At 62.8% G+C, this 20,147-nt stretch carries 20 protein-coding genes; 7 read left to right on the top strand and 13 right to left on the bottom strand.

Annotated features, from left to right (window positions below):
* Nucleotides 1-3: 3 nt before the first annotated feature.
* From HJ536_RS04740 to HJ536_RS04730, 3 genes are all read right to left on the bottom strand, one after another.
* Entirely contained in the window at nt 4-1,140 is a 1,137-nt protein-coding gene (locus HJ536_RS04740) for a carbohydrate ABC transporter permease (RefSeq protein WP_177156870.1), read from the bottom strand.
* A gap of 12 nt (nt 1,141-1,152) precedes the next feature.
* Nucleotides 1,153-2,130, bottom strand: a complete 978-nt coding sequence (locus tag HJ536_RS04735; protein WP_177156869.1) for a carbohydrate ABC transporter permease — start codon at nt 2,128-2,130, stop codon at nt 1,153-1,155.
* 99 nt (nt 2,131-2,229) lie between these two features.
* A complete protein-coding gene (locus HJ536_RS04730) occupies nt 2,230-3,582 on the bottom strand; it encodes an ABC transporter substrate-binding protein (RefSeq protein ID WP_177156868.1) in 1,353 nt (450 codons plus the stop codon).
* A gap of 256 nt (nt 3,583-3,838) precedes the next feature.
* Between HJ536_RS04730 and HJ536_RS04725 the strand changes: the two genes are divergently transcribed.
* The 5 genes from HJ536_RS04725 to HJ536_RS04705 all read left to right on the top strand — a co-directional run bounded on the left by HJ536_RS04725 (nt 3,839) and on the right by HJ536_RS04705 (nt 10,767).
* Nucleotides 3,839-4,867: a LacI family DNA-binding transcriptional regulator gene (locus HJ536_RS04725; RefSeq protein WP_177157309.1), complete on the top strand. Its 1,029-nt coding sequence runs from the start codon at nt 3,839-3,841 to the stop codon at nt 4,865-4,867.
* A 6-nt stretch (nt 4,868-4,873) separates the two neighbouring features.
* Complete coding sequence (locus HJ536_RS04720; protein WP_177156867.1) at nt 4,874-6,199, top strand: GH1 family beta-glucosidase; 1,326 nt, start codon at nt 4,874-4,876, stop codon at nt 6,197-6,199.
* A gap of 32 nt (nt 6,200-6,231) precedes the next feature.
* Nucleotides 6,232-7,209, top strand: coding sequence for a glucokinase (locus tag HJ536_RS04715; RefSeq protein WP_177156866.1), 978 nt, complete (start codon nt 6,232-6,234; stop codon nt 7,207-7,209).
* Between the two features lie 180 nt (nt 7,210-7,389).
* Nucleotides 7,390-9,747: a Tex family protein gene (locus HJ536_RS04710; protein ID WP_177156865.1), complete on the top strand. Its 2,358-nt coding sequence runs from the start codon at nt 7,390-7,392 to the stop codon at nt 9,745-9,747.
* A gap of 180 nt (nt 9,748-9,927) precedes the next feature.
* A complete protein-coding gene (locus tag HJ536_RS04705) occupies nt 9,928-10,767 on the top strand; it encodes an inositol monophosphatase family protein (RefSeq protein ID WP_177156864.1) in 840 nt (279 codons plus the stop codon).
* Nucleotides 10,768-10,867: 100 nt separating this feature from the next.
* On the opposite strand, the gene HJ536_RS04700 is transcribed toward HJ536_RS04705, so the two are convergent.
* Entirely contained in the window at nt 10,868-11,611 is a 744-nt protein-coding gene (locus tag HJ536_RS04700; RefSeq protein WP_177156863.1) for an RNA methyltransferase, read from the bottom strand.
* Nucleotides 11,612-11,736: 125 nt separating this feature from the next.
* Between HJ536_RS04700 and HJ536_RS04695 the strand changes: the two genes are divergently transcribed.
* A complete protein-coding gene (locus HJ536_RS04695; protein WP_176854010.1) occupies nt 11,737-12,357 on the top strand; it encodes a thiamine phosphate synthase in 621 nt (206 codons plus the stop codon).
* Nucleotides 12,358-12,369: 12 nt separating this feature from the next.
* Here the strand turns inward: HJ536_RS04695 and olsA are convergent, their stop codons facing one another.
* From olsA to HJ536_RS04680, 3 genes are all read right to left on the bottom strand, one after another.
* The gene (olsA, locus tag HJ536_RS04690; protein ID WP_177156862.1) at nt 12,370-13,182 is read right to left on the bottom strand and encodes a lyso-ornithine lipid O-acyltransferase; all 813 of its coding nucleotides are present in this window, start codon (nt 13,180-13,182) and stop codon (nt 12,370-12,372) included.
* Nucleotides 13,179-13,952: an L-ornithine N(alpha)-acyltransferase gene (gene olsB / locus HJ536_RS04685; RefSeq protein WP_177156861.1), complete on the bottom strand. Its 774-nt coding sequence runs from the start codon at nt 13,950-13,952 to the stop codon at nt 13,179-13,181. Before olsB ends, olsA begins: the two co-directional genes overlap by 4 nt.
* A 120-nt stretch (nt 13,953-14,072) precedes the next feature.
* A complete protein-coding gene (locus tag HJ536_RS04680) occupies nt 14,073-14,258 on the bottom strand; it encodes a DUF3553 domain-containing protein (protein WP_176854007.1) in 186 nt (61 codons plus the stop codon).
* Between the two features lie 141 nt (nt 14,259-14,399).
* Between HJ536_RS04680 and HJ536_RS04675 the strand changes: the two genes are divergently transcribed.
* Nucleotides 14,400-14,885: a histidine phosphotransferase family protein gene (locus HJ536_RS04675; RefSeq protein WP_177156860.1), complete on the top strand. Its 486-nt coding sequence runs from the start codon at nt 14,400-14,402 to the stop codon at nt 14,883-14,885.
* Nucleotides 14,886-14,929: 44 nt separating this feature from the next.
* Here HJ536_RS04675 and HJ536_RS04670 read toward each other — a convergent pair whose 3' ends face one another.
* From HJ536_RS04670 to HJ536_RS04645, 6 genes are all read right to left on the bottom strand, one after another.
* The gene (locus HJ536_RS04670; RefSeq protein ID WP_177156859.1) at nt 14,930-16,195 is read right to left on the bottom strand and encodes a glutamate-5-semialdehyde dehydrogenase; all 1,266 of its coding nucleotides are present in this window, start codon (nt 16,193-16,195) and stop codon (nt 14,930-14,932) included.
* A gap of 13 nt (nt 16,196-16,208) precedes the next feature.
* Nucleotides 16,209-17,315, bottom strand: coding sequence for a glutamate 5-kinase (gene proB, locus HJ536_RS04665; protein ID WP_177156858.1), 1,107 nt, complete (start codon nt 17,313-17,315; stop codon nt 16,209-16,211).
* Nucleotides 17,303-18,358: a GTPase ObgE gene (gene obgE / locus HJ536_RS04660; protein WP_176854003.1), complete on the bottom strand. Its 1,056-nt coding sequence runs from the start codon at nt 18,356-18,358 to the stop codon at nt 17,303-17,305. Before obgE ends, proB begins: the two co-directional genes overlap by 13 nt.
* Before the next feature lie 53 nt (nt 18,359-18,411).
* A complete protein-coding gene (locus tag HJ536_RS04655; RefSeq protein ID WP_176854002.1) occupies nt 18,412-18,951 on the bottom strand; it encodes a GNAT family N-acetyltransferase in 540 nt (179 codons plus the stop codon).
* 159 nt (nt 18,952-19,110) lie between these two features.
* A complete protein-coding gene (rpmA, locus tag HJ536_RS04650; RefSeq protein WP_176854001.1) occupies nt 19,111-19,380 on the bottom strand; it encodes a 50S ribosomal protein L27 in 270 nt (89 codons plus the stop codon).
* A 20-nt stretch (nt 19,381-19,400) separates the two neighbouring features.
* Nucleotides 19,401-19,994, bottom strand: coding sequence for a 50S ribosomal protein L21 (locus tag HJ536_RS04645; protein WP_177156857.1), 594 nt, complete (start codon nt 19,992-19,994; stop codon nt 19,401-19,403).
* Nucleotides 19,995-20,147 lie beyond the last annotated feature (153 nt).

The following is a 20,147-nucleotide window of genomic DNA, read 5'->3' as shown; positions in this document are numbered from 1 at the left end:
GTGTTACTTGACCGATCCGGCCAGAAGGCCGCGGACCAGGTAGCGTTGCATGAGGAAGAACACCGCGATCGGCACCGCGATCGAGACAAAGGCCGCCGTCGCCAGAATGCCCCAGTCCCCGCCGCGCGAGCCCAGAAGGTCGTCGGCGATCTTGCGGGTCATCACCCAGCTTTCGCTGTCGGACGGTAGGAAAACCTTGGCCACCAAGAGATCGTTCCATGTCCACAGAAACTGGAAGATCGCGAACGAGGCCAGCGCCGGAAAGCTGAGCGGCAGGATGATGCGGGTGAAAATCTGGAAATCGGTGGCGCCGTCGACTTTGGCGCCTTCGATGATGTCCTTGGGCAGTCCCGCCATGTAGTTGCGAAGCAGGTAGATGGCCAATGGCAGACCAAAGCCCGTATGCGCCAGCCATATGCCGACAAAACTTTGGCCGATGCCGATGTCGTTGTGCAGCCGTAGCAGCGGAACCAAGGCCAGTTGCAGCGGCACCACCAAGAGGCCGACGATGCCCGCGATGATCAGGCCGCGACCCGGAAACTCCATCCACGCCAGCGCATAGGCCGCAAAGGCCGCGATCAGGATCGGGATGATGGTCGCCGGAATGGTCACGGTGAAGGTGTTGATGAACGCCTGCGCCATCCCGTTCGCATAGAGCACGCTTTCATAGTTCGCGGTGGTGAATTCGGGGGGCACCTCGGCGGCAAAGTACAGGCGCTGGCCTTTGGCATCGGGGGCCTCGGGGGTCAGCATTTCAAAGCTGCCATCTGGGTGCACGGTCAGGGTGCCGCCCTTGGGCAGATCGGTGGTATCTCCGGCAGCGATCCCCGTGGGGGCGGACCGGCTGACGCCAAAGGCGGTGATGCGGCCTGCGCCGTTCGCCTCGGGCAGATCGTGGATGTCGCCGGTCAGCAGATAGCCGTCCGCCTGCTGCACCGCGTCCCCCGCGATACGGGTCGCAAAGGTCTGCTCGGCCGGAAACGGCGCCTGCCACCACGGGCTGGCAGAGATGTCGTCACGATCCCGGAACGACGACACCAAAAGGCCCACGGTCGGGATAAGCCACAACACCACCAAGATCGTCACACAGATGCGCACGATCCAAGTCAGAGCGGGTTTATGTCCTGCAATATGTTCCATTATCCCAACCCCTTAGCGCAGTTCTTTGCGGGCTTGCCGGATGTTCCAGATCATGACAGGCAGCACCAAAATCATGATCACAAAGGCCACCGCCGTCGCGCGCCCGTCATCGCGGAACATGTATTCCATCATGTAGCTCGGCAGGATTTGCGTGCCGAAATTGCCGCCGGTCATGGTGTAGACAATGTCGAAAACCTTGAGCACCAGAATGGTGATCGTGGTCCACACCACCACAATCGTGCCCATGATCTGCGGCACCTGAATCTTGAAGAAAATCTGGAAGGGGTTCGCACCATCCAAGATGGCGGCCTCGACCGTTTCTTCGGGGATGCCGCGAAGGGCCGCAGACAGGATCACCATCGCAAAGCCGGTCTGGATCCAGATCAGGATCACCATCAGGAAAAAGTTGTTCCAGAACGGCAATTGCAGCGGGTCAAGCGATGGTGCACCAAACGCCCCTCGGATCGCATTCAGCAAGCCGATATTCGGGTCATTGGCATAGACGAACTTCCAGATCAGCGAGGCTCCGACGAAACTGATCGCCATGGGCATAAAGATCAGCGATTTCGCCACCCCGCCCCATTTCAGCTGGTCCGTCAGCTGCGCCACGATCAGCCCAAGGAACGTGGACGCCGCAGGCACCACCAGCACCCACAGGAAGTTGTTCACCACGGCAGAGCGGAACTCGGGGTCAGCGCCTAGGCTACGGTAGTTCTGAAAGCCGACAAACGCGTCACCGCTGCGATCGAATAGCGAGCGCCAGAAACTGCCGACCACCGGATAAACCAAGTAGAGCGACAGCGCGAACAGCGCCGGAAACAGGAACAACCAGGGCCGCACCGCATTCGCGCGGTTGATGTTGCGACCGGCGTCATCCCCACGGGCGGGATACAGCACGCGATCCAGAAAGAGGTTCGAGAAATAATAATAGGCGACGCAGCCGAAGACCCCGACAAAGATCGTCAGCACACCCTGCATGAGCGGACCCATGGCTTGGCTCCTTGGCGTTGCGGGAAAATGTGGGGGCCATTCGCGCCCCCGATCAGGTGTCCCCCGCCGCGCATGGCAGCGGGGGCAGTGAGCGGTGTTTTACTTGATTTCGTTCCAGCGGGCCTGAATGGCGGCGGTCACGTCCTCGGCGCTCTTGCCGGTGGTGTAGTCGACCATGCCGGTCCAGAAGGCGCCTGCACCGATCTCGCCGGGCATCAGGTCCGACCCGTCAAAGCGGAAGGTGGTCGCGCCCTGCAGGATCTCGCCCATGGCGCGTTCGCTGTCGGTGTTATAGAGCGCGGTGTTCACACCCGCATGAGCGGTCAGGAACCCGCCCTGCGCCATCCATGCCTCGTGGGCGATCGGCAGTTTCATGAAATCGAGCAGCACGTTGGTGGCGTCCGACGGCTTGGTGATCGCGAACAGAGTGCCCGCGCCCAGAACCGGGTTGCCCAGATCCTTGTCCGCGTAGCTGGGGAAGTAGAAGAAATCCACGTCCTCGCCGACTTTGGTGCCTTCGGGGAAGAAGGCCGGAATGAACGACGCCTGACGGTGCATGTAGCACTTGGGCGGCAGGGCAAACAGGCCGGTCGGGCTGTCGCGGAAGTCGGTCGAGGCCACGCCCTCGGGGCCGCCATCGGCAAAGCCCTCGCCCTTGGCGAACCAGCCGAATTCGTTGATCGCGCCGATGACTGCGGGATCGTTGAAGGGGATCTCGTTCTTGACCCACTGGTCATAGACCGACGCGGGCTGGGTGCGCAGCATCAGGTCTTCGACCCAGTCGGTGGCGGGCCAGCCGGTCGCGGCGCCCGAACCCAGACCGATGCACCACGGGGTGCCACCGTCAGCCACGATCTGCTCGGTCAGGGCCTTCAACTCTTCCATCGATTTGGGGATCTCGTAGCCTGCCTCTTCGAAGGCTTCGGGGACGTACCAGACCAGCGACTTCAGGTCGGCGCGGTAGAACATGCCAAACAGCTGGTCGTTGCCGTCCTTGTCCGCATAGGTGCCCAAATCCACCCAGGACTGACCGGCGGCAAAGTTGTCCTTGACCCAAGCCGCAGTGCCTTCAGGCAGCGGGGTCAGCAGGCCGCGCTTCGCCATATCCGCTGCAAGACCGGGCTGGGGGAACACGGCGATGTTGGGGGCAGAGCCCGCCTCGGCCGAGATCACGATATCCTGTTCAAAGCTGTCAGAGCCCGAATATTCCACGGTCGCGCCGGTGGCGGCCTCGAAATAATCGAACACGGCTTCGACGCGTTCCTTTTCATTGCCGGTCCAGGGGCCAGTGATCGTAACAGTCTGGCCGCTCAGGTCGTTTGCATCGGCAAAGGCCTGATAGCTGTCCCAGTGAAAATCGCCCTCGCCGGGCTTGAACATCAGGTGTTGCGCATAGGCGCTGCCCGAAACCATCGCCGAGGCAGCAACGCCCGCGAAAAGTACCTTTTTCATTTCCATCCTCCCAAGAGTCCAAACGCTTGAACGATTCCCCAGATCATTTCAAAGCGCTTTGAATGCGGCAAACCTGCGCCAATCTGTAACACCTGTCAACGCCCTTCATCCGGACACAAGCGCAACTGCCCGTTTATGCGTGGGCATTTATGATGCATCGCAGCACGCCAGGTGCAGAAAAAACAGGGCTTTGACGTGGGGATGAAACGCCCGTATGGTCCAAACGATCCAAATCGCTTTGGCTGAACGTAAGCTTATGAACCTGAAACAACTCTCGGAATTACTGGGGCTCTCCCAGACAACTGTGAGCCGTGCCTTGAACGGCTACCCCGAGGTTGCCGAAAGCACCCGGCTGCGCGTGCAGCAAGCCGCGCGCAAGCATAATTACCAGCCGAACGTGGGGGCGCAGCGTCTGGCGCGGGGGCGGTCCATGACCATCGGCCACGTCATCCCCCTGTCCACCCAGCATGAAATGGTGAACCCCGTGTTCGCGGACTTCATCGCCGGCGCGGGCGAGCGGTATTCGGCCGCCGGTTACGACATGAAGCTGACTATCGTGGACGACCAGAACGAAGAGGACATCTACCGCGACATGAAAAGCCGCGGCAGCGTCGACGGCATCATCGTGCACGGCCCCCTGATGAACGACCCGCGCATTCCCCTGCTTCAGGAACTGGGCCTGCCCTTTGTGGTCCACGGCCGCGCCAGTGAAATCGAGACCCCGTATAGCTGGGTCGATGTGAACAACGCCAGCGCCTTTCGCCGCGCGGGGGAATTCCTGCTGTCGCTGGGGCACCGCCGGATCGGGCTGATCAACGGGCTTGAGCATATGGACTTTGCCCACCGCCGCCGCGCGGGGTTCGAGGCCGCCCTGACCGCCGCCGGGGTCACCCCCGACCCCGACTACATGCACGCGGGCGAGATGAACGAGCTGAACGGCCACCACGCCATGCAGGCCATGCTGGCACTGGAGACGCCGCCAACCTCCGTTGTGGTGGCCAGCTTTATCGCCGCGCTGGGGGTTCGCCGCGCGTTGGACGAGGCAGGCCTGCGCATGGCTCGTGACGTTTCCGTGATTACCTTTGACGACGACCTGTCCTACCTGCGCAACGGGGACAGCATTCCGATCTTTACCGCCACCCGCTCCTCGGTGCGTCAGGCAGGGCGGCTTTCGGCGGACATGTTGATTTCCCACATTGAAAACCCCGAGGCCGGACCCGAGCACAAGCTTCTGGAGGCCGATCTGATTATCGGCGGCTCCACCGGTCCCGCCCCCATCGAGTGACAGGTTATGAAGTTCAAACGCAGTGATTTCCCGCGCAATTTCACCTTTGGCGCGGCCACGTCCAGCTACCAGATCGAAGGCCACAGCTTTGGCGGTGCGGGGCCGACCCATTGGGACAGTTTCGCCGCCACACCGGGCAATGTGGTGCGCAGCGAAAACGGCGCGATTGCCTGCGACCACTATCACCGCTTCGAAGAGGATCTGGACCTGATGCAGGCGGCGGGCTTTGACGCCTACCGCTTTTCCACGTCATGGGCGCGGGTCCTGCCCGAAGGACGCGGCACCCCCAACCCCGAGGGGCTGGACTTCTATGACCGCCTGACCGACGCCATGCTGGAGCGGGGCCTGAAGCCCTGCGCGACCCTTTATCATTGGGAACTGCCCTCGGCGCTGGCGGACATGGGCGGCTGGCGGAATGCGGATATTGCCAAGTGGTTCGGTGACTTTACCGAGGTCATCATGGGCCGCATCGGGGACCGGATGCATTCGGTCGCCCCGATCAACGAGCCGTGGTGCGTGGGCTGGCTAAGCCACTTTATGGGCATCCACGCGCCGGGCCTGCGCGACATCCGCGCCACCGCCCGCGCCATGCACCACGTCCTGACCGCCCACGGCACCGCCATTCAGGTGATGCGCGGTCTGGGGATGCAGAACCTTGGCGGGGTGTTCAACATGGAATGGCCGATCCCCCATTCGGGGTCCGAGGCCGACTTCCGCGCCGCTCAGCGCTATGACGGTTACTACAACCGCTTCTTTGTCGAAGGCATCTTCAAACGCCAATACCCCGAAACGGTCCTGGAGGGGCTGGAGCCCCACCTGCCCGACGGCTGGCAGAATGACTTTGACCTGATCGCCCAGCCGCTGGATTGGGTCGGGCTGAACTACTATACCTGCAAGCGGATCGAGGCCGCGCCCGATGCCCCTTGGCCCAGCCTGTCCGAGCACACCGGCGCCCTGCCCCGCACCCAGATGGGATGGGAGATATACCCCCAAGGCTTGGCCGATTTCGTCCGCCGCATGACGCGCGAATATACCGGCGATCTGCCCATCTACATCACCGAAAACGGCATGGCGAACGCAGACCACGTGATCGGCGGAGAGGTCAACGACCAGAACCGCATCGCCTATCTGGATGCCCACCTGTCGGCCCTGCGCGAAACCATCACCGAGGGCTGCCCCGTGCGCGGCTATTTCTGCTGGTCGCTACTGGACAACTACGAATGGTCTTTGGGCTATGAAAAGCGGTTCGGTCTGGTGCATGTGGACTTTGAGAGCTTGAAGCGGACGCCCAAATCGTCCTATCACGCGCTCAAGTTAGCGCTATCACAATAGCACCCACCGCAGACCTCTTGAGGACGGACAGAATGGACCACACGGCCCCCCTGAGCATTGTCGCCGACATTGGCGGCACCAACACGCGCATCGCACTGGCGCGGGGCACCGAGATCCTGCACGACACCATCACCCGCTACAAAAATGCGGGCGAGCCGAACTTTCCGCCCCTGCTGGAGCGGTTTCTGGCCGAGCATCCCGAGGCCAAGCCCGAAGCCTGCTGTGTGGCCGCCGCTGGCCCCGTGCGCGACGGTCGGGTCGAGATGACCAACCTGTCGTGGGTCTTCGACAAGGATGATCTGGCGGCGGCAACGGGTGCGTCTGTCATTGCCACCCTGAACGATATGCAGGCGCAGGGTCACGCCCTGCCCTTTCTGAAGCCCGAAGCCCTGACCAACCTGCGCAAAGGCCACGAGGCCAGCCCCAGCGCGGCCATGCTGATCGTGGGCATCGGCACCGGCATGAACATCGCGCCGGTCTATCACAGCGCCGCGGGTACCTTGGTTCCGCCCGCCGAGGCTGGCCACCCCCTGCTGGCCGTGCGCAACGACGACAACCTGCGTCTGTGCCAGTACATCGAAAAGCACCACGGCTTCCCCTCGGTCGAGGAGGTCATGTCGGGTCGCGGTGTGGCACGTATTTATGAATGGCTGTCCTCTGAGGCAGGTGAGAAGCAGGTTCTGGAGCCCGCCGAGATCATGAAGCGCGTCGAGGATGGCAGCGATCCCCTAGCGACCGAGACCGCCCGTCACTTTGTCCAGATCATGGGCAGCGTGTGCGGGAATTTGGCGCTGACCTTGCTGCCCTTTGGCGGGATTTACCTGATCGGCGGCGTATCGCGGGCCTTTGCCCCGCTAATGGACAAGATGGGGTTCGAAGAGAGCTTCCGCGATCTGGGACGGTTTGGCGATTTCGTCGACCAATTCGGCATCTGGCTGGTCGAGGATGATTTCGCGGCGCTGACGGGCTGTGCCTCGCACTTGCAGGACTTGTTGAAGCGGCCGCACTGAGGGGGTTGGGTGGGTGCCTGTGGTGCCTGTCGTGCCGTGAGTATTTAAACAAAGCAGAAAGACAGGGCGCGGCGAAGGCTGCGCCCGTTGTTTTTGTGATCATGGGGGATGGGGGAATAGGCTTGGCAGCGGCTGGGGGCTGGCGTATGCCGTAGGGCCAAGCAGTCAAGACGGAACGCCATGGACCTCAAAGCCAAGATTCCCGCCCGTATCGCCAAGGAAATCAACGCCAGCACATCGCAGGTCGCCGCTGCGATCGAGCTGCTGGACGGGGGGGCCACGGTGCCCTTTATCGCCCGCTACCGCAAAGAGGCGACCGGCGGGCTGGATGACACCCAGTTGCGGGACCTTTCCGAGCGCGTGGTGTATCTGCGAGAGTTGGAGGCGCGGCGCGAGACCGTTCTGAAGAGCATTCAGGACCAAGGCAAGCTGACCGACGCGCTGACCCTGAGCATCATGCAGGCCGACACCAAAGCCGTGCTGGAAGACATCTACCTGCCCTACAAGCCCAAGCGGCGCACCCGTGCGATGATCGCGCGGGAAAACGGGCTGGAGCCTTTGGCCCGCGCCATTCAGGAGAACCGCGCATCGGAGCCTTCGGTTCTGGCCGAGGGGTATCTGAATGCCGAGGTGGCCGATGTGAAGGCGGCCTTGAATGGGGCCCGCGATATCCTGACCGAAGAGCTGGCCGAGCGCGCCGAAATTCTGGGCCGCTTGCGCGAGTTGATGGCACGGGAGGCCCATCTGGTGTCCCGCATGGTTGAGGGCAAGGAAACCGCGGGCGCGAAATTCTCGGACTACTTCGCTCATTCCGAGCCCTATGGCGGCGTGCCGTCCCACCGGGCCCTAGCGATGATGCGCGGCGCGAACGAAGGCATGCTGACCACCGATCTGGAACTGCCCGAGGATGCGGATCAGGACGCGCCCCTGCGGGTGTTGCGGGCCGCGCTGGAGATCAAAGGCCAAGCGCCCGGCGATAAATTCCTGTCCGATGTGGCTGGCTGGTGCTGGCGGGTGAAGCTGAAGCTGTCGATCACCATCGACCTGATGAGCGATCTGCGCAAACGGGCCGAGGAAGAGGCGATCAACGTCTTTGCCCGCAACCTCAAGGATTTGCTGCTGGCCGCGCCTGCGGGCCACAAAGCCACCATCGGTCTGGACCCGGGCATCCGGACCGGCGTGAAGCTGGCTGTGGTGGACGCCACCGGCAAGGTTCTGGAGACCACGACGCTCTATCCCTTCCAGCCCAAGAACGATCTGCGCGGGGCGCAGGCGATGCTGGGGGCGATGATCCGCAAGCATGGCGTCAACCTGATCGCCATCGGCAACGGCACCGCCAGCCGCGAGACCGAGAAGATGGTTGCTGATCTGCTGAAAGACATGCCGGCGCCCAAACCCACCAAGGTCATCGTGTCCGAGGCTGGTGCGTCGGTCTATTCGGCCAGCGCCTTGGCTGCGCGGGAATTCCCCGATCTGGACGTGTCCCTGCGCGGGGCGGTGTCGATTGCCCGCCGCTTGCAGGACCCGCTGGCGGAACTGGTGAAGATCGAGCCGAAATCCATCGGCGTCGGCCAGTACCAGCACGACGTGGACCAGCACCGCTTGGCCCGTGCGCTGGACGGCGTGGTCGAGGATGCGGTGAACGCCGTGGGCGTGGACCTGAATACGGCGTCTGCGCCGCTTCTGGCCCGTGTGTCGGGCCTTGGGCCCGGTCTGGCCGAGGCGATTGTGGCGCACCGTGACGCCAACGGCGCCTTTGCCAGCCGCAAGGGCCTGAAGGCTGTGCCCCGTCTGGGGGAGCGGACGTTCGAACAATGTGCGGGTTTCTTGCGGATAACTGGCGGGACAGAGCCCTTGGATGCGTCCTCGGTCCACCCCGAAGCCTATGACGTGGCGCGCAAAATCGTGCAGGCCTGCGGCCGTGATCTGCGCGAGTTGATGAAGGACCCTGCCCCGCTGCGCACCCTTCGCCCCCAGCAGTTCGTGACCGAAACCTTTGGTCTGCCCACCGTTCAGGACATCTTTGGCGAATTGGAAAAGCCCGGCCGCGACCCGCGACCCGATTTCAAAACCGCAACCTTTGCCGACGGGATCGACTCGATCAAGGACCTGAAAGAAGGCATGCAGCTCGAAGGCACCGTGACCAACGTGGCGGCCTTTGGAGCCTTCGTGGATATCGGGGTCCATCAGGACGGTTTGGTCCATGTCAGCCAGCTATCGGACAAGTTCGTCAAAGACCCGCACGAGGTGGTCAAAGCCGGTGATGTGGTCCGTGTGCGTGTGACCGAGGTGGACGTGCCCCGTAACCGCATCGGCCTGTCGATGAAGAGCCCCGACGCCGAAAGCCGCCCCCAGCGCGATGCACGTGGCGGTGGCCGGACCGAGCGGGACTTCCGCGGCGGGAATGGCCCCAAGGGCGGCGGCCCCCGTGGCAACGGTCCGCGCGGTGGTGGTGGCGGAGGCAAGCCCCGCACCGAGGCGCCCTCCAGCGGGGGCGCGATGGCCTCGGCCCTGGCGGCGGCGTTCAAAAAGAACTGAGTTATGGCAAAAGGGCGCGGTCAGGATCGCGCCCTTTTTATTGCTGTCATGTTAGGCAGCTATGCCCGCGTCAGGCGCAACAGGTATGACAACCGGACCTTGGCCCAGAGGGTGGTTTGGTGCATGGTGGCGCTGACTGGCCCCCACGGGCACCGAAGAATTGGAAATAGGAATACCCCTTTGACTTTGACCACCACCCAGATCGACGCCCTGATTGCCGAAACCCGCCGCGTGGCCAAAGAAGAAATCCTGCCCTGGTACCGCAAGTTGGACGACAGCGAGATCGACACTAAGGCCCATGCGCAGGATCTGGTGACCAAAGCGGACAAAGCCAGCGAGCGCGAACTAACCCGTGTGGGCCGCGATATCCTGCCCGGAGCGGTGATTGTCGGCGAAGAGGCGGTGTCGGACGGGTCCGTCAAGCTGGACGTTCTGAAGGGGGCCGATCAGGCGCTGATCATCGACCCGATTGACGGCACTTGGAATTATGCGAACGGGATCAACACCTTCGGGGTCATTCTTGCAGTGGTCGAAAAGGGCGAGACCGTGTTCGGGCTGCTTTATGATCCCTTGGGGGACGACTGGGTGATGGCCGAGCGTGGTGGCGGCGCGGTCTTTGGCACCCCTGCGGGTGATGTGCGGCCGGCGAAGGCCCGTGCGCCCCGACAGATCAACGAGATGACCGGCTATTGGCCCCCCGCCATTTTCAACGCCGAACAGCGGTCGCGGATGTATGACTTTGCCAAGGTGATCGACCGGCACTCCAGCCTGCGCTGCGCCTGCCACGAGCACCGTCTGTTCGCCCAAGGGGGCGCGGATTTTCTGCTGACGGCCAACCTGAACCCGTGGGACCATGCGGCGGGCGCCCTGATCGCGCGCGAGGCGGGCGGCTATGTGCGGATGCTGGACGGGGAGGCCTATGCCCCGACCCTAACGGATGGGAACCTGCTGATTGCGCCGGATGCGGACAGCTGGCGGGCGCTGGCTGATCCGTTGCGGATGGCGGTGTTCGGGGCCTGAATTGGCGGGCCGCCCCGAGTGTGGCGGCTGGCGGGATTTGAGTATTTTTAGCAAAAAGAAGGCAGGGTTTGGGTGCCCTGCCTTTTGTCGTTTCTGGCGGTTAGCCGCGTTCTTTCCAGCGGACCATCTGGCGTAGGACGCCGTGCATTGTTTGCACATCGGCGCGGGTCAGGGGCATGCGGCTCCAGAGGTTGCGGAGGTTGACCTTCATGCCCTCGGCCTTGGTTTCGGGGAAGAAGAAGCCAGCCTCGTCGAGGCGTTCCTCGTAGTGGTTGGCAAGTTTCTCGACCTCGATGGCGGTGGCCCATTCGGTACCGGCGAGTTCGTAGTTCACGGGCTCTGCGGCGATGGATTGGCGGCTCCATTCATAGGCGCAGAGGAGCACGCATTGACCAAGGTTCAGCGAGGCGAATTCGGGGTTCACAGGGACCGAGATGATCGCGTTGGCGCGGGAGATGTCTTCGTTTTCGAGGCCAGCGCGTTCGGGGCCGAACATCACCGCGACCTTTTCACCGGCAGTGACGCGGGCATAGGCCTCTTTCATCGCTTGCTCGGGGGTGTAGACCGGTTTGGTCAGGCCGCGGGGACGGGCTGTGGTGGCGAAGACAAAGGCGCAGTCATCAAGGGCCGCGGGCAGATCTTCGGTCAGCATCGCCTCGTCCAACAGGCGTCCTGCGCCGCTGGCCATGGCGACCGCGCGCTGGTTGGGCCAACCGTCACGGGGTGCAACGATCCGCATCCGGTCCAGACCGAAGTTCCACATGGCCCGTGCCGCCGCGCCGATATTCTCGCCCATCTGGGGGCGGACCAGCACGAACGAAGGCTGCGGGGTATCTGTGGGCATCGGTCTTTCCTCTCTGCGGTTTGCGGGGTCTGATAGTCCGACATGGCAAAACCCGCAAGCAGAGCAATGGTCAAAGCCGAAAAACCGCGCTAAAGGAGCCGGAACACCGAATGAGGAGTCTCTTCATGTCCGAGCTTGAACTGCCCCAGATCTATCTGATCACGCCCCCCGATTTCGATTTCCGCGAGTTCCCCGAGGAAATGGCCCGGGTTCTGGATGCGACCGAGATCGCTTGCGTGCGTCTGGCGCTGGCAACCACGGACGAAGACCGCATTCTGCGCAGCGCCGACGCCCTGCGCGAGATCACCCACCAGCGCGACATCGCCCTGGTAATCGAGCGTCACGTGCTGCTGGCCGAGCGTCTGGGTCTGGACGGGGTTCACCTGACCGACGGGGCGCGCTCTGTTCGGGCCACCCGCAAGCAGCTTGGCGATGATGCGATCGTGGGCAGCTTCTGCGCGGCGTCGCGCCATGATGGCATGAACGCGGGCGAGTCCGGCGCGGATTACGTGTCGTTCGGCCCCGTGGGCGGCACCGCCTTGGGAGATGGTACCCACGCCGATCTGGAGCTGTTCGGCTGGTGGACCGAGATGATCGAGCTGCCCGTCGTGGCAGAGGGCGCCCTGACCGAGGATCTGATCCGCGCGATCACGCCGGTGACCGACTTCTTTGGCATCGGCTCGGAAATCTGGGGCACCGAAGACCCCGCCGCGACCCTGAAAAAGCTGGTTGGCGCGATGGGCTAACGGCCTGCGCCCTCAGAGGGCACCGCGCACGGTGTCCTCGAGCGCTTTGGTCAAATCCTTGCGGTTGGCGAAATCGACAATCGCGACAGAGCGGTGATAGATCACCTCGACGCTGCCCTGACGGGGCATGGCCAGAACCTTCAACAGGTGCTCGCCGAACTCCATATCCCCCCACCATCCATAAAAGCGCGGGTCCTGACCGGCGGGCGCGGTGTAGCGCACAGTGACGGGCTGGATGCGCAGATCCTCGCGGAAGCCTTCTTGGAAGAACGCGGCGAAGAGCGTCGATTTGAACGGCAGCACGCGGCGGGTGTCGGTCGAGGTCCCTTCGGGAAAGAACAGCAGCTGATGCCCGTGGCCTAGGCGCTCGCGGAAGAGGTCGGTTTGGGCGCGGGCCTCTTTGGGGTCGCGCTTGATGAATACGGTGCCTGTGGCGCGGGCCAGCCAGCCGATGCCGGCCCAACCAGCGACCTCAGCCTTTGACACGAAATAGATGCGCTGGCGGGCATTCAGGGCAAAGATATCGAGCCAACTGGCATGGTTGGCGACGACCGCCAGCTTGCCATGCTCGGGCGTGCCGGTGCGGATGAACCGCATCCCCATGATCGGAAAGGCCAGCGTGCAAACCGCGCGGGTGATGAAGGGCGTGACGGGGCGGCGGGCGCCGAACAAGGGCGCCTCGATCAGGCGCAGCAGCAGCGTCAGGATCAGACCCAGCGCGCACACGAGGCCCAAGGGGACCCCGCGCAGAACCACCAACAGCCAGCCGAACGGACCGATTGGCGGAGTGGCAGGGCGATCACCGGTATCCCAAGTGGGGCTCATGATTTCAGTCCCTTGGAGTAGATGGATTTCTGTGTCGCGCTCAGGCGCTCGGTGTCCATGACCAGACAGATGTCCGTGGTGTTGAAGTCATGATCCACAAAGGCCCCCTCGCCCACATAGCCGCCAAGGCGCAGGTACGCCTTGATCAGCGCAGGCACCCCCAGCATCGCGGCGCGGCGGTCGATGTCGTCATAGGGCAGCAGGTCCATGGTCTGGAAATGATCCGCCACAGCCCGCACGCGCAACTCCGCAGGCGCAAGATGGCGGTGATGCAGCAGCGCCAGCGACGGCGCGATCGGCCCCACATCGGTCCCGTGAAAACTAGCTGTACCGAACAGCACTTCGATCCCGTGGGCGGCCACGTACTCCGCCAGCCCGTTCCACATCACCAGCATCGCCGCCCCGCCTCGGTAGTCGGCGTGCAGACAGGACCGGCCCAGTTCCATCAACTTGCGGCCACTGTTTTTCAGGACGGTCAGGTCGTATTCGGCCTCGGAGTAGTAGCGCCCGATGGCAGGCATCTGGTCGTCGCGCAGCAGGCGATAGACCGCCACCACGCGGTCGCCTTCGGGGCGCGACAGATCCTCGAGCAACAGATGGTCGAAATAGGGATCGAACTCGTCCCGCTCTAGCCGCGCGTCGTGATCCACATGGGGGCCGTCTGCACCCAGTTCTGTCACGAAAACCTCGTAACGCAGGCGCTGGGCTGCGCGCAAATCCTCTGGCCCGTCAGCCAGTCTGACAGCAAAGTCCGGTTGAAGTGCGGCCATGGTCTCTCCGGATACGGATATCGGTGGTTGCATGCACATCTACCCGCGCAAACCCGTTGATGCAAACACCACCAGCTAAGTGGTTCAAACGTATAGGTTCTTACGGAGGGTAATGATCAATTAAGATTCGTCGTATACGGGTAATAGGGCAACACGGGAGGAGTCGATGACAACCTTGCCTTGCTCGCGGAAGTTTACGGTCACGCGACCCTGAACATTCGACTGCACCTGCCCCAGTCCCCAATCGGGCTGCTGCGGGTGCCGGACAATCGCTCCGGGCTCGAGAAAGGCGTTCATGTCGGTCATCGTTTTCCTCGCAATTGGAGAACCATTATGCGGCACAGCCCGAAGCGGATAGCAGACCTTCTGGGATCGCGCCTTTGTCACGACCTCATTTCACCGATTGGCGCCGTGTGCAACGGCGTTGAATTGTTGGGAATGGGGCCGATGGGAACCCAGCCCGAGCTTGCCCTGATCAATGACAGCATCGAGGCCGCGAATTTCCGCGTCCAGTTTTACCGTGTCGCCTATGGTCTGGCCTCCGAAGACCAGCACGTCACCCCGACCGAGGCGCGCCGCATTCTGGCGGGCGTCTACAAGGGTGCGCGGTTGCGGGTGGAATGGGCGATCACCGAGGGGATGCCGCGCCAGCAGGTCAAACTGGCCTTTCTGCTGATCCAGTGTGTCGAGGACGCCCTGCCCTATGGCGGCACCCTGCGGATCACCCACAACGGCATGTACTGGCGCCTAGAGGCCGACGGTCGCACCCGCAATCAGGATCAGGAACTGTGGCAAGGCATGTGCAAGGGCGAAGAGCCCGAGGAACTGACCCCTTCCAAGGTGCATTACGCGCTGGTCACCTACGCGACCGAAGATGCCGGTCGCCGGATGTTCTGCCACCACAGCGACGACCATATCGAAGTCACCTTCTGACACAAAAAAACCGGCGCTGATCCAGAGCCGGTTTTTTGTTGGTCTTATTTGCGGATCGCCCCGTCGCCGACCACCAGATATTTAAAGCTAGTCAGCTGCTCGGCCCCCACGGGGCCACGGGCGTGCATCTTTCCAGTGGCGATGCCGATCTCGGCGCCCATCCCGAACTCACCGCCATCCGCAAACTGGGTCGAGGCGTTGCGCATCAGGATCGCGCTGTCCAAACGGGCAAAGAACTCGGCCGCGGCGCCATCATCCTCGGTGATAATGCAATCGGTGTGCTGCGAGTGGTGGTCCGAGATATATGTGATCGCCTCGTCCAGATCATCGACGACACGGGCCGCGATGATGCTGTCCAGAAACTCGGTGCCCCAATCCGCGTCGGTCGCGGGCACGACGCCCTCAATCCCTTGGATGGCGGCGTCACCGCGCACCTCGACGCCCGCAGCCAGCAGCGCCTTGACGATTTCGGTCCCCAGACCGGCCAGTTGATCGCGGTGGATCAGCAAGCACTCGGCAGCGCCGCAGATACCGGTCCGGCGGGTCTTGGCGTTCATGACGACGCGCATCGCCTTGTCCGCGTCCGCAGCCGCGTCCACGTAGACATGCACGATCCCCTCGAGGTGGGCGAACACGGGCACGCGGGCCTCGCGCTGAACCAGACCAACCAGACCTTTGCCGCCACGGGGGACAATCACGTCGATGTAGTCGGTCATGGTCAGCATTTCGCTGACAGCGGCGCGGTCACGGGTGGGCACCAGTTGCACAGCATCCTCGGGCAAGCCAGCCTCGCGCAGGCCAGCGGCCAGCGCCGCATGGATCGCGCGCGAGGAATGGAAGCTTTCCGAGCCGCCACGCAAGATCACCGCATTCCCGGCCTTCAGGCACAGAGCGCCCGCGTCGGCGGTCACGTTCGGGCGGCTTTCATAGATCACGCCGATCACCCCCAGCGGAGTTCGCACGCGCTGGATATGCAGGCCGCTGGGACGGTCCCATTCGGCCATCACGGCGCCAACCGGATCGTCCTGCCCCGCAACGGAGCGCAGGCCGTCACAGATGCCCTGAATGCGGGCCTCGTCCAGCATCAGACGGTCCATCATGGCGCCCGTCAGCCCCTTGTCGCGGCCGAACTCCAGATCCTTGGCGTTTTCGGCGATTACCTCGGCGCGGGCTGCCCAAAGGGCATCCGCTGCGGCGTTCAGGGCGCGGGTCTTTGCCTCGGCTGGAGCGGTGGCTAGAACCTTTGCGGCTGCGCGTGCACGCTGGCCCAGTTCCGCCATCATCGAGGAAATGTTTTCCACGTCCTTCATCGCCTTAGCTCCTTTAAATCGCCATATCGTCTCTGTGGATCAAAGCGGCGCGGCCGGGATAGCCCAGCAGCACCTCAATCTCGTCACTGCGGTGGCCGCGGATTACCCGCGCCTCGTCCGCCGTGTATCGGGTCAGGCCCATGCCCAGCGCGTGCCCTTCGGGGCTGCGCAATTCGACCGGATCGCCGCGGCCAAAGCTGCCGATCACGCTGGTCACACCGGCGGGCAAGAGGCTCTTGCCTCGCTTCAGCGCCTCAGCGGCACCGGCGTCCAGCATCAGAACGCCCTGCGGCTTCATCGCGGAAATCCAACGTTTGCGCGCGACCTGAGGGTCGGTTTGCGCCAAGAACCACGTGCAGTTCGCTCCGTTTTCCAACGCGGAGATCGGGCGCATGACGGAGCCTTCGGTAATCGCCATGGCGCAGCCCGAGGCGGTCGCGGTTTTTGCGGCCATCACTTTGGTCTTCATGCCGCCCTTCGACAGGCCAGAGCCTGCGTCACCGGCCATCGCCTCGATCTCGGGGGTGATGTCGGACACGGTGTCATAGCGGACTGCTGTCGGGTCGATCTGCGGGTTGGCCGAGTAGAACCCGTCCACATCCGACAGCAGGATCAACTGGTCCGCACCGACGGTCACAGCGATCTGCGCCGCCATCCGGTCGTTGTCGCCATAGCGGATTTCGTCGGTCGCCACGGTGTCGTTTTCGTTGACGATCGGCACCACGCCGAACCCGATCAACGTCGCCAAAGTCGCGCGGCTGTTCAGGTAACGGCGGCGATCCGCGCTATCCTCGAGCGTGACCAGAACCTGACCGGTCTTGATCCCGTGTGGGGCCAGCACCTCTTCGTAGGCGCGCGCGAGGCGGATCTGCCCAACGGCTGCGGCGGCCTGCGATTGCTCCAGCGGCAGTTCAGTGCGGGGCAGACCCAGCACACCGCGACCCAAAGCAATCGAGCCCGAGGACACCAGAATAACGTCTACGCCGCGATCCCGCAGCATCTTCACATCTTCGGCCAGTCCAACCAGCCATTCGGACCGCAAATCACCGGTCTTTTTGTCGACCAGCAGAGCTGATCCAATCTTGATAACAACGCGCTTGGCAGAGCTCAGGGCTGCCATGTTCCGCTCTCCTGATCGTCCTCTTGGGACTGTTCTTCTTGCTTGATGCGCAGACGGTCATCCTCGATCTGGGCACGGACGGCGCGCAGAACCTCGGGCAGACCTTCGCGGCTGACGCTAGACAGCATCATGACGGGGCCGCCTACGGCCTCTTCCAACGCGGCGCGCTTTTCTTCGCGCTCTTCGTCGTCCAGTGCGTCGATCTTGTTCAGGGCAGTCACGCGGGGCTTGTCGGCCAGATCGCCGCCATAGGCCTCGAGCTCGCCGATGATGACCTCATAGTCATAGGCCACGTCATCCGAGGTGCCATCGACCAGATGCAGCAGGACCGCGCAGCGTTCGACGTGACCCAGAAAACGGTCGCCGATACCGCGCCCTTCGGAGGCGCCTTCGATCAGACCGGGAATGTCGGCCATGACGAATTCGGCGTTGTCGATGCCGACCACACCAAGGTTCGGGTGCAGCGTGGTGAACGGATAATCCGCAATCTTGGGACGTGCGTTCGAGCACGACGACAAGAAGGTCGACTTGCCCGCGTTCGGCAGACCCAACAGGCCCGCATCCGCAATCAGCTTCAGACGCAGCCAAACGGTGCGGGTGATGCCCTCTTGGCCGGGGTTGGCATAGCGCGGCGCTTGGTTGGTGGCGGATTTGAAGCGCAGGTTGCCCCAGCCGCCGTTGCCGCCCTTGGCCAGAACCACGCGATCGCCGACCTCGGTCAGGTCGAACAGAACGGTCTCTTCGTCCTCGTCCAGAATTTCGGTGCCCGAGGGCACGCGCAGCACGATATCCTTGCCGTCGGCGCCGGTGCGCTGCTGGCCCTTGCCCGGCTCGCCATTACCCGCAAAGAAGTGCTGCTGGTAGCGGAAGTCGATCAGGGTGTTCAGGCCATCCACGACCTCGACGATCACGTCGCCGCCGCGTCCGCCGTCACCCCCGTTGGGGCCGCCGAATTCGATGAACTTCTCGCGGCGGAAAGCGACGCACCCCGACCCGCCGTTCCCCGAGCGGATTTCGATTCTGGCTAGGTCTAGGAATTTCATGCGTCACCCATTCTGGCAGTTTGCACGCCTGTTACAGCGTGCGAAGGGCCGGATCAATCCAGCCGGCGTGTATATGTCCAAGTCGGCACCCGCGAATTGCGCGCCACCGAAAACGATTCCGCGTCCCCGAGATACTCGAAGCCGCAATTGGTCAGCACCCGTGCGGATGCCTGGTTTTCCTGAAACACCTCGGCAAAGTACGTGGCGTTCTTCAGGGGGTTCGCCTCGACCAGCGCGCGCACGGCGGCAGAGGCAACCCCGGTATTCCAATGGCTCGGTCCGACCCAGTAGCCGACCTGCGCCTGATTGCGGTCCATAGGCTGAAGGCTGATCACCCCCATCACCTCGGACCCGCCGGCCGCGGTGCTGTCCATGACCCAGACGATTTCCTCTGCGGTCGGGGACATGGCCCGCGTCACGAAATTCTCGGCCGCCCCGGGGGGCAGCGGATGCGGGATCGAGCGCGTCATACGCGCAACCCGTTCATCTCCCGCATAAAAAGCAAACATGCCCGCGTCGGATTTCCGCACGGGACGCAGCACGAACGTGCCCGCGTCGATCACCTGCGGTGCTGCGATAACCTCTTGTACCATTTTATCCTCCTCCTTAACCGGTGGATCTTTTCCCTAGTAGATGGGGCTGCACCCTCCCCGCGCAACTGGCCAACTACTTGTAAACGGTAAAAAATCACAAAAAATTAGGGGACCGGTTCTCACCGATCCCCTGAAATACATGTACCCTTCGGGTTCGGATTATTCTGCAGCCTCGGCTACAGGAACAACCGAAACAAAGGTGCGGCCTTTGAGGCCTTTGGTGAAGGTGACTTTACCTTCCGCGGTCGCGAACAGGGTGTGATCCTTGCCCTGACCTACGTTGTCACCCGGCCACCACTTGTTGCCGCGCTGACGCACGATGATGTTGCCCGGAATTGCTTCCTGACCGCCGAACAGTTTGACGCCAAGACGGCGACCAGCACTGTCGCGACCGTTACGGGATGAACCGCCAGCTTTTTTATGTGCCATGGGGTGGTCTCCTTATCGGCTTAGTTTGCCAGTTCTTTGGCCTGATCGACCCAGCCTTCGCGCTGGATACGGCCTTTGAACGACAGTTTCTCGTCGAATTCAGCGATGTCCGCTTCGGTCCACGAAGCGATCTGGGCAAAGCTGGTCACGCCAGCAGCCAGCAGCTTCTTTTCCAGAGCGGGGCCTACGCCCGACAGCTTCTTCAGGTCGTCTGCGCCTGCGGCGACAGCTACGGGAGCTGCTGCAGGAGCTGCAACGCTGCGTGCACCCAGAGCGGCCTTCACGCCGGTCGCATCTGCGCCTGCGGTCAGGATCTCGGTGATGCGGACAACGGTCAGCTGCTGACGGTGGCCACGGGTACGCTGCGAGCTGTGCTTGCGGCGACGCTTAACGAAGGTGATTTTCTTCTCGTCTTTGATCAGGTCGAGAACTTCGGCCTGAACAGCAGCACCATCAACGAAGGGTGCGCCGATGACGGTGTTGTCACCGCCAACCATCAGAACGTCGTTGAACTGAACAGTTTCACCTGCGTCAGCAGCAAGCTTTTCGATGCGGAGTACGTCGCCCGACTGGACTTTGTACTGCTTGCCACCGGTCTTGAGGACAGCAAACATGCCGTTTCCCTTTCCGTAAATCGCGTCTTTCGGACCCTTGCGGGGTTGCCGGCCGAAGCCACCTAAAACTGCGCGCCCATAGGGCTATATTGAATCATAGATAGCCGCTAAGAAGCGGCATGAGCCGCGCTTATCTGTGGGAAAGGTGTTTGA

The sequence above is a fragment of the Donghicola mangrovi genome, from assembly GCF_013377535.1.
In the GTDB taxonomy this organism is placed as follows: domain Bacteria; phylum Pseudomonadota; class Alphaproteobacteria; order Rhodobacterales; family Rhodobacteraceae; genus Donghicola; species Donghicola mangrovi.
Note: the sequence above shows the minus strand (reverse complement) of the source record. Positions and strands in the feature narration are given on the sequence as shown.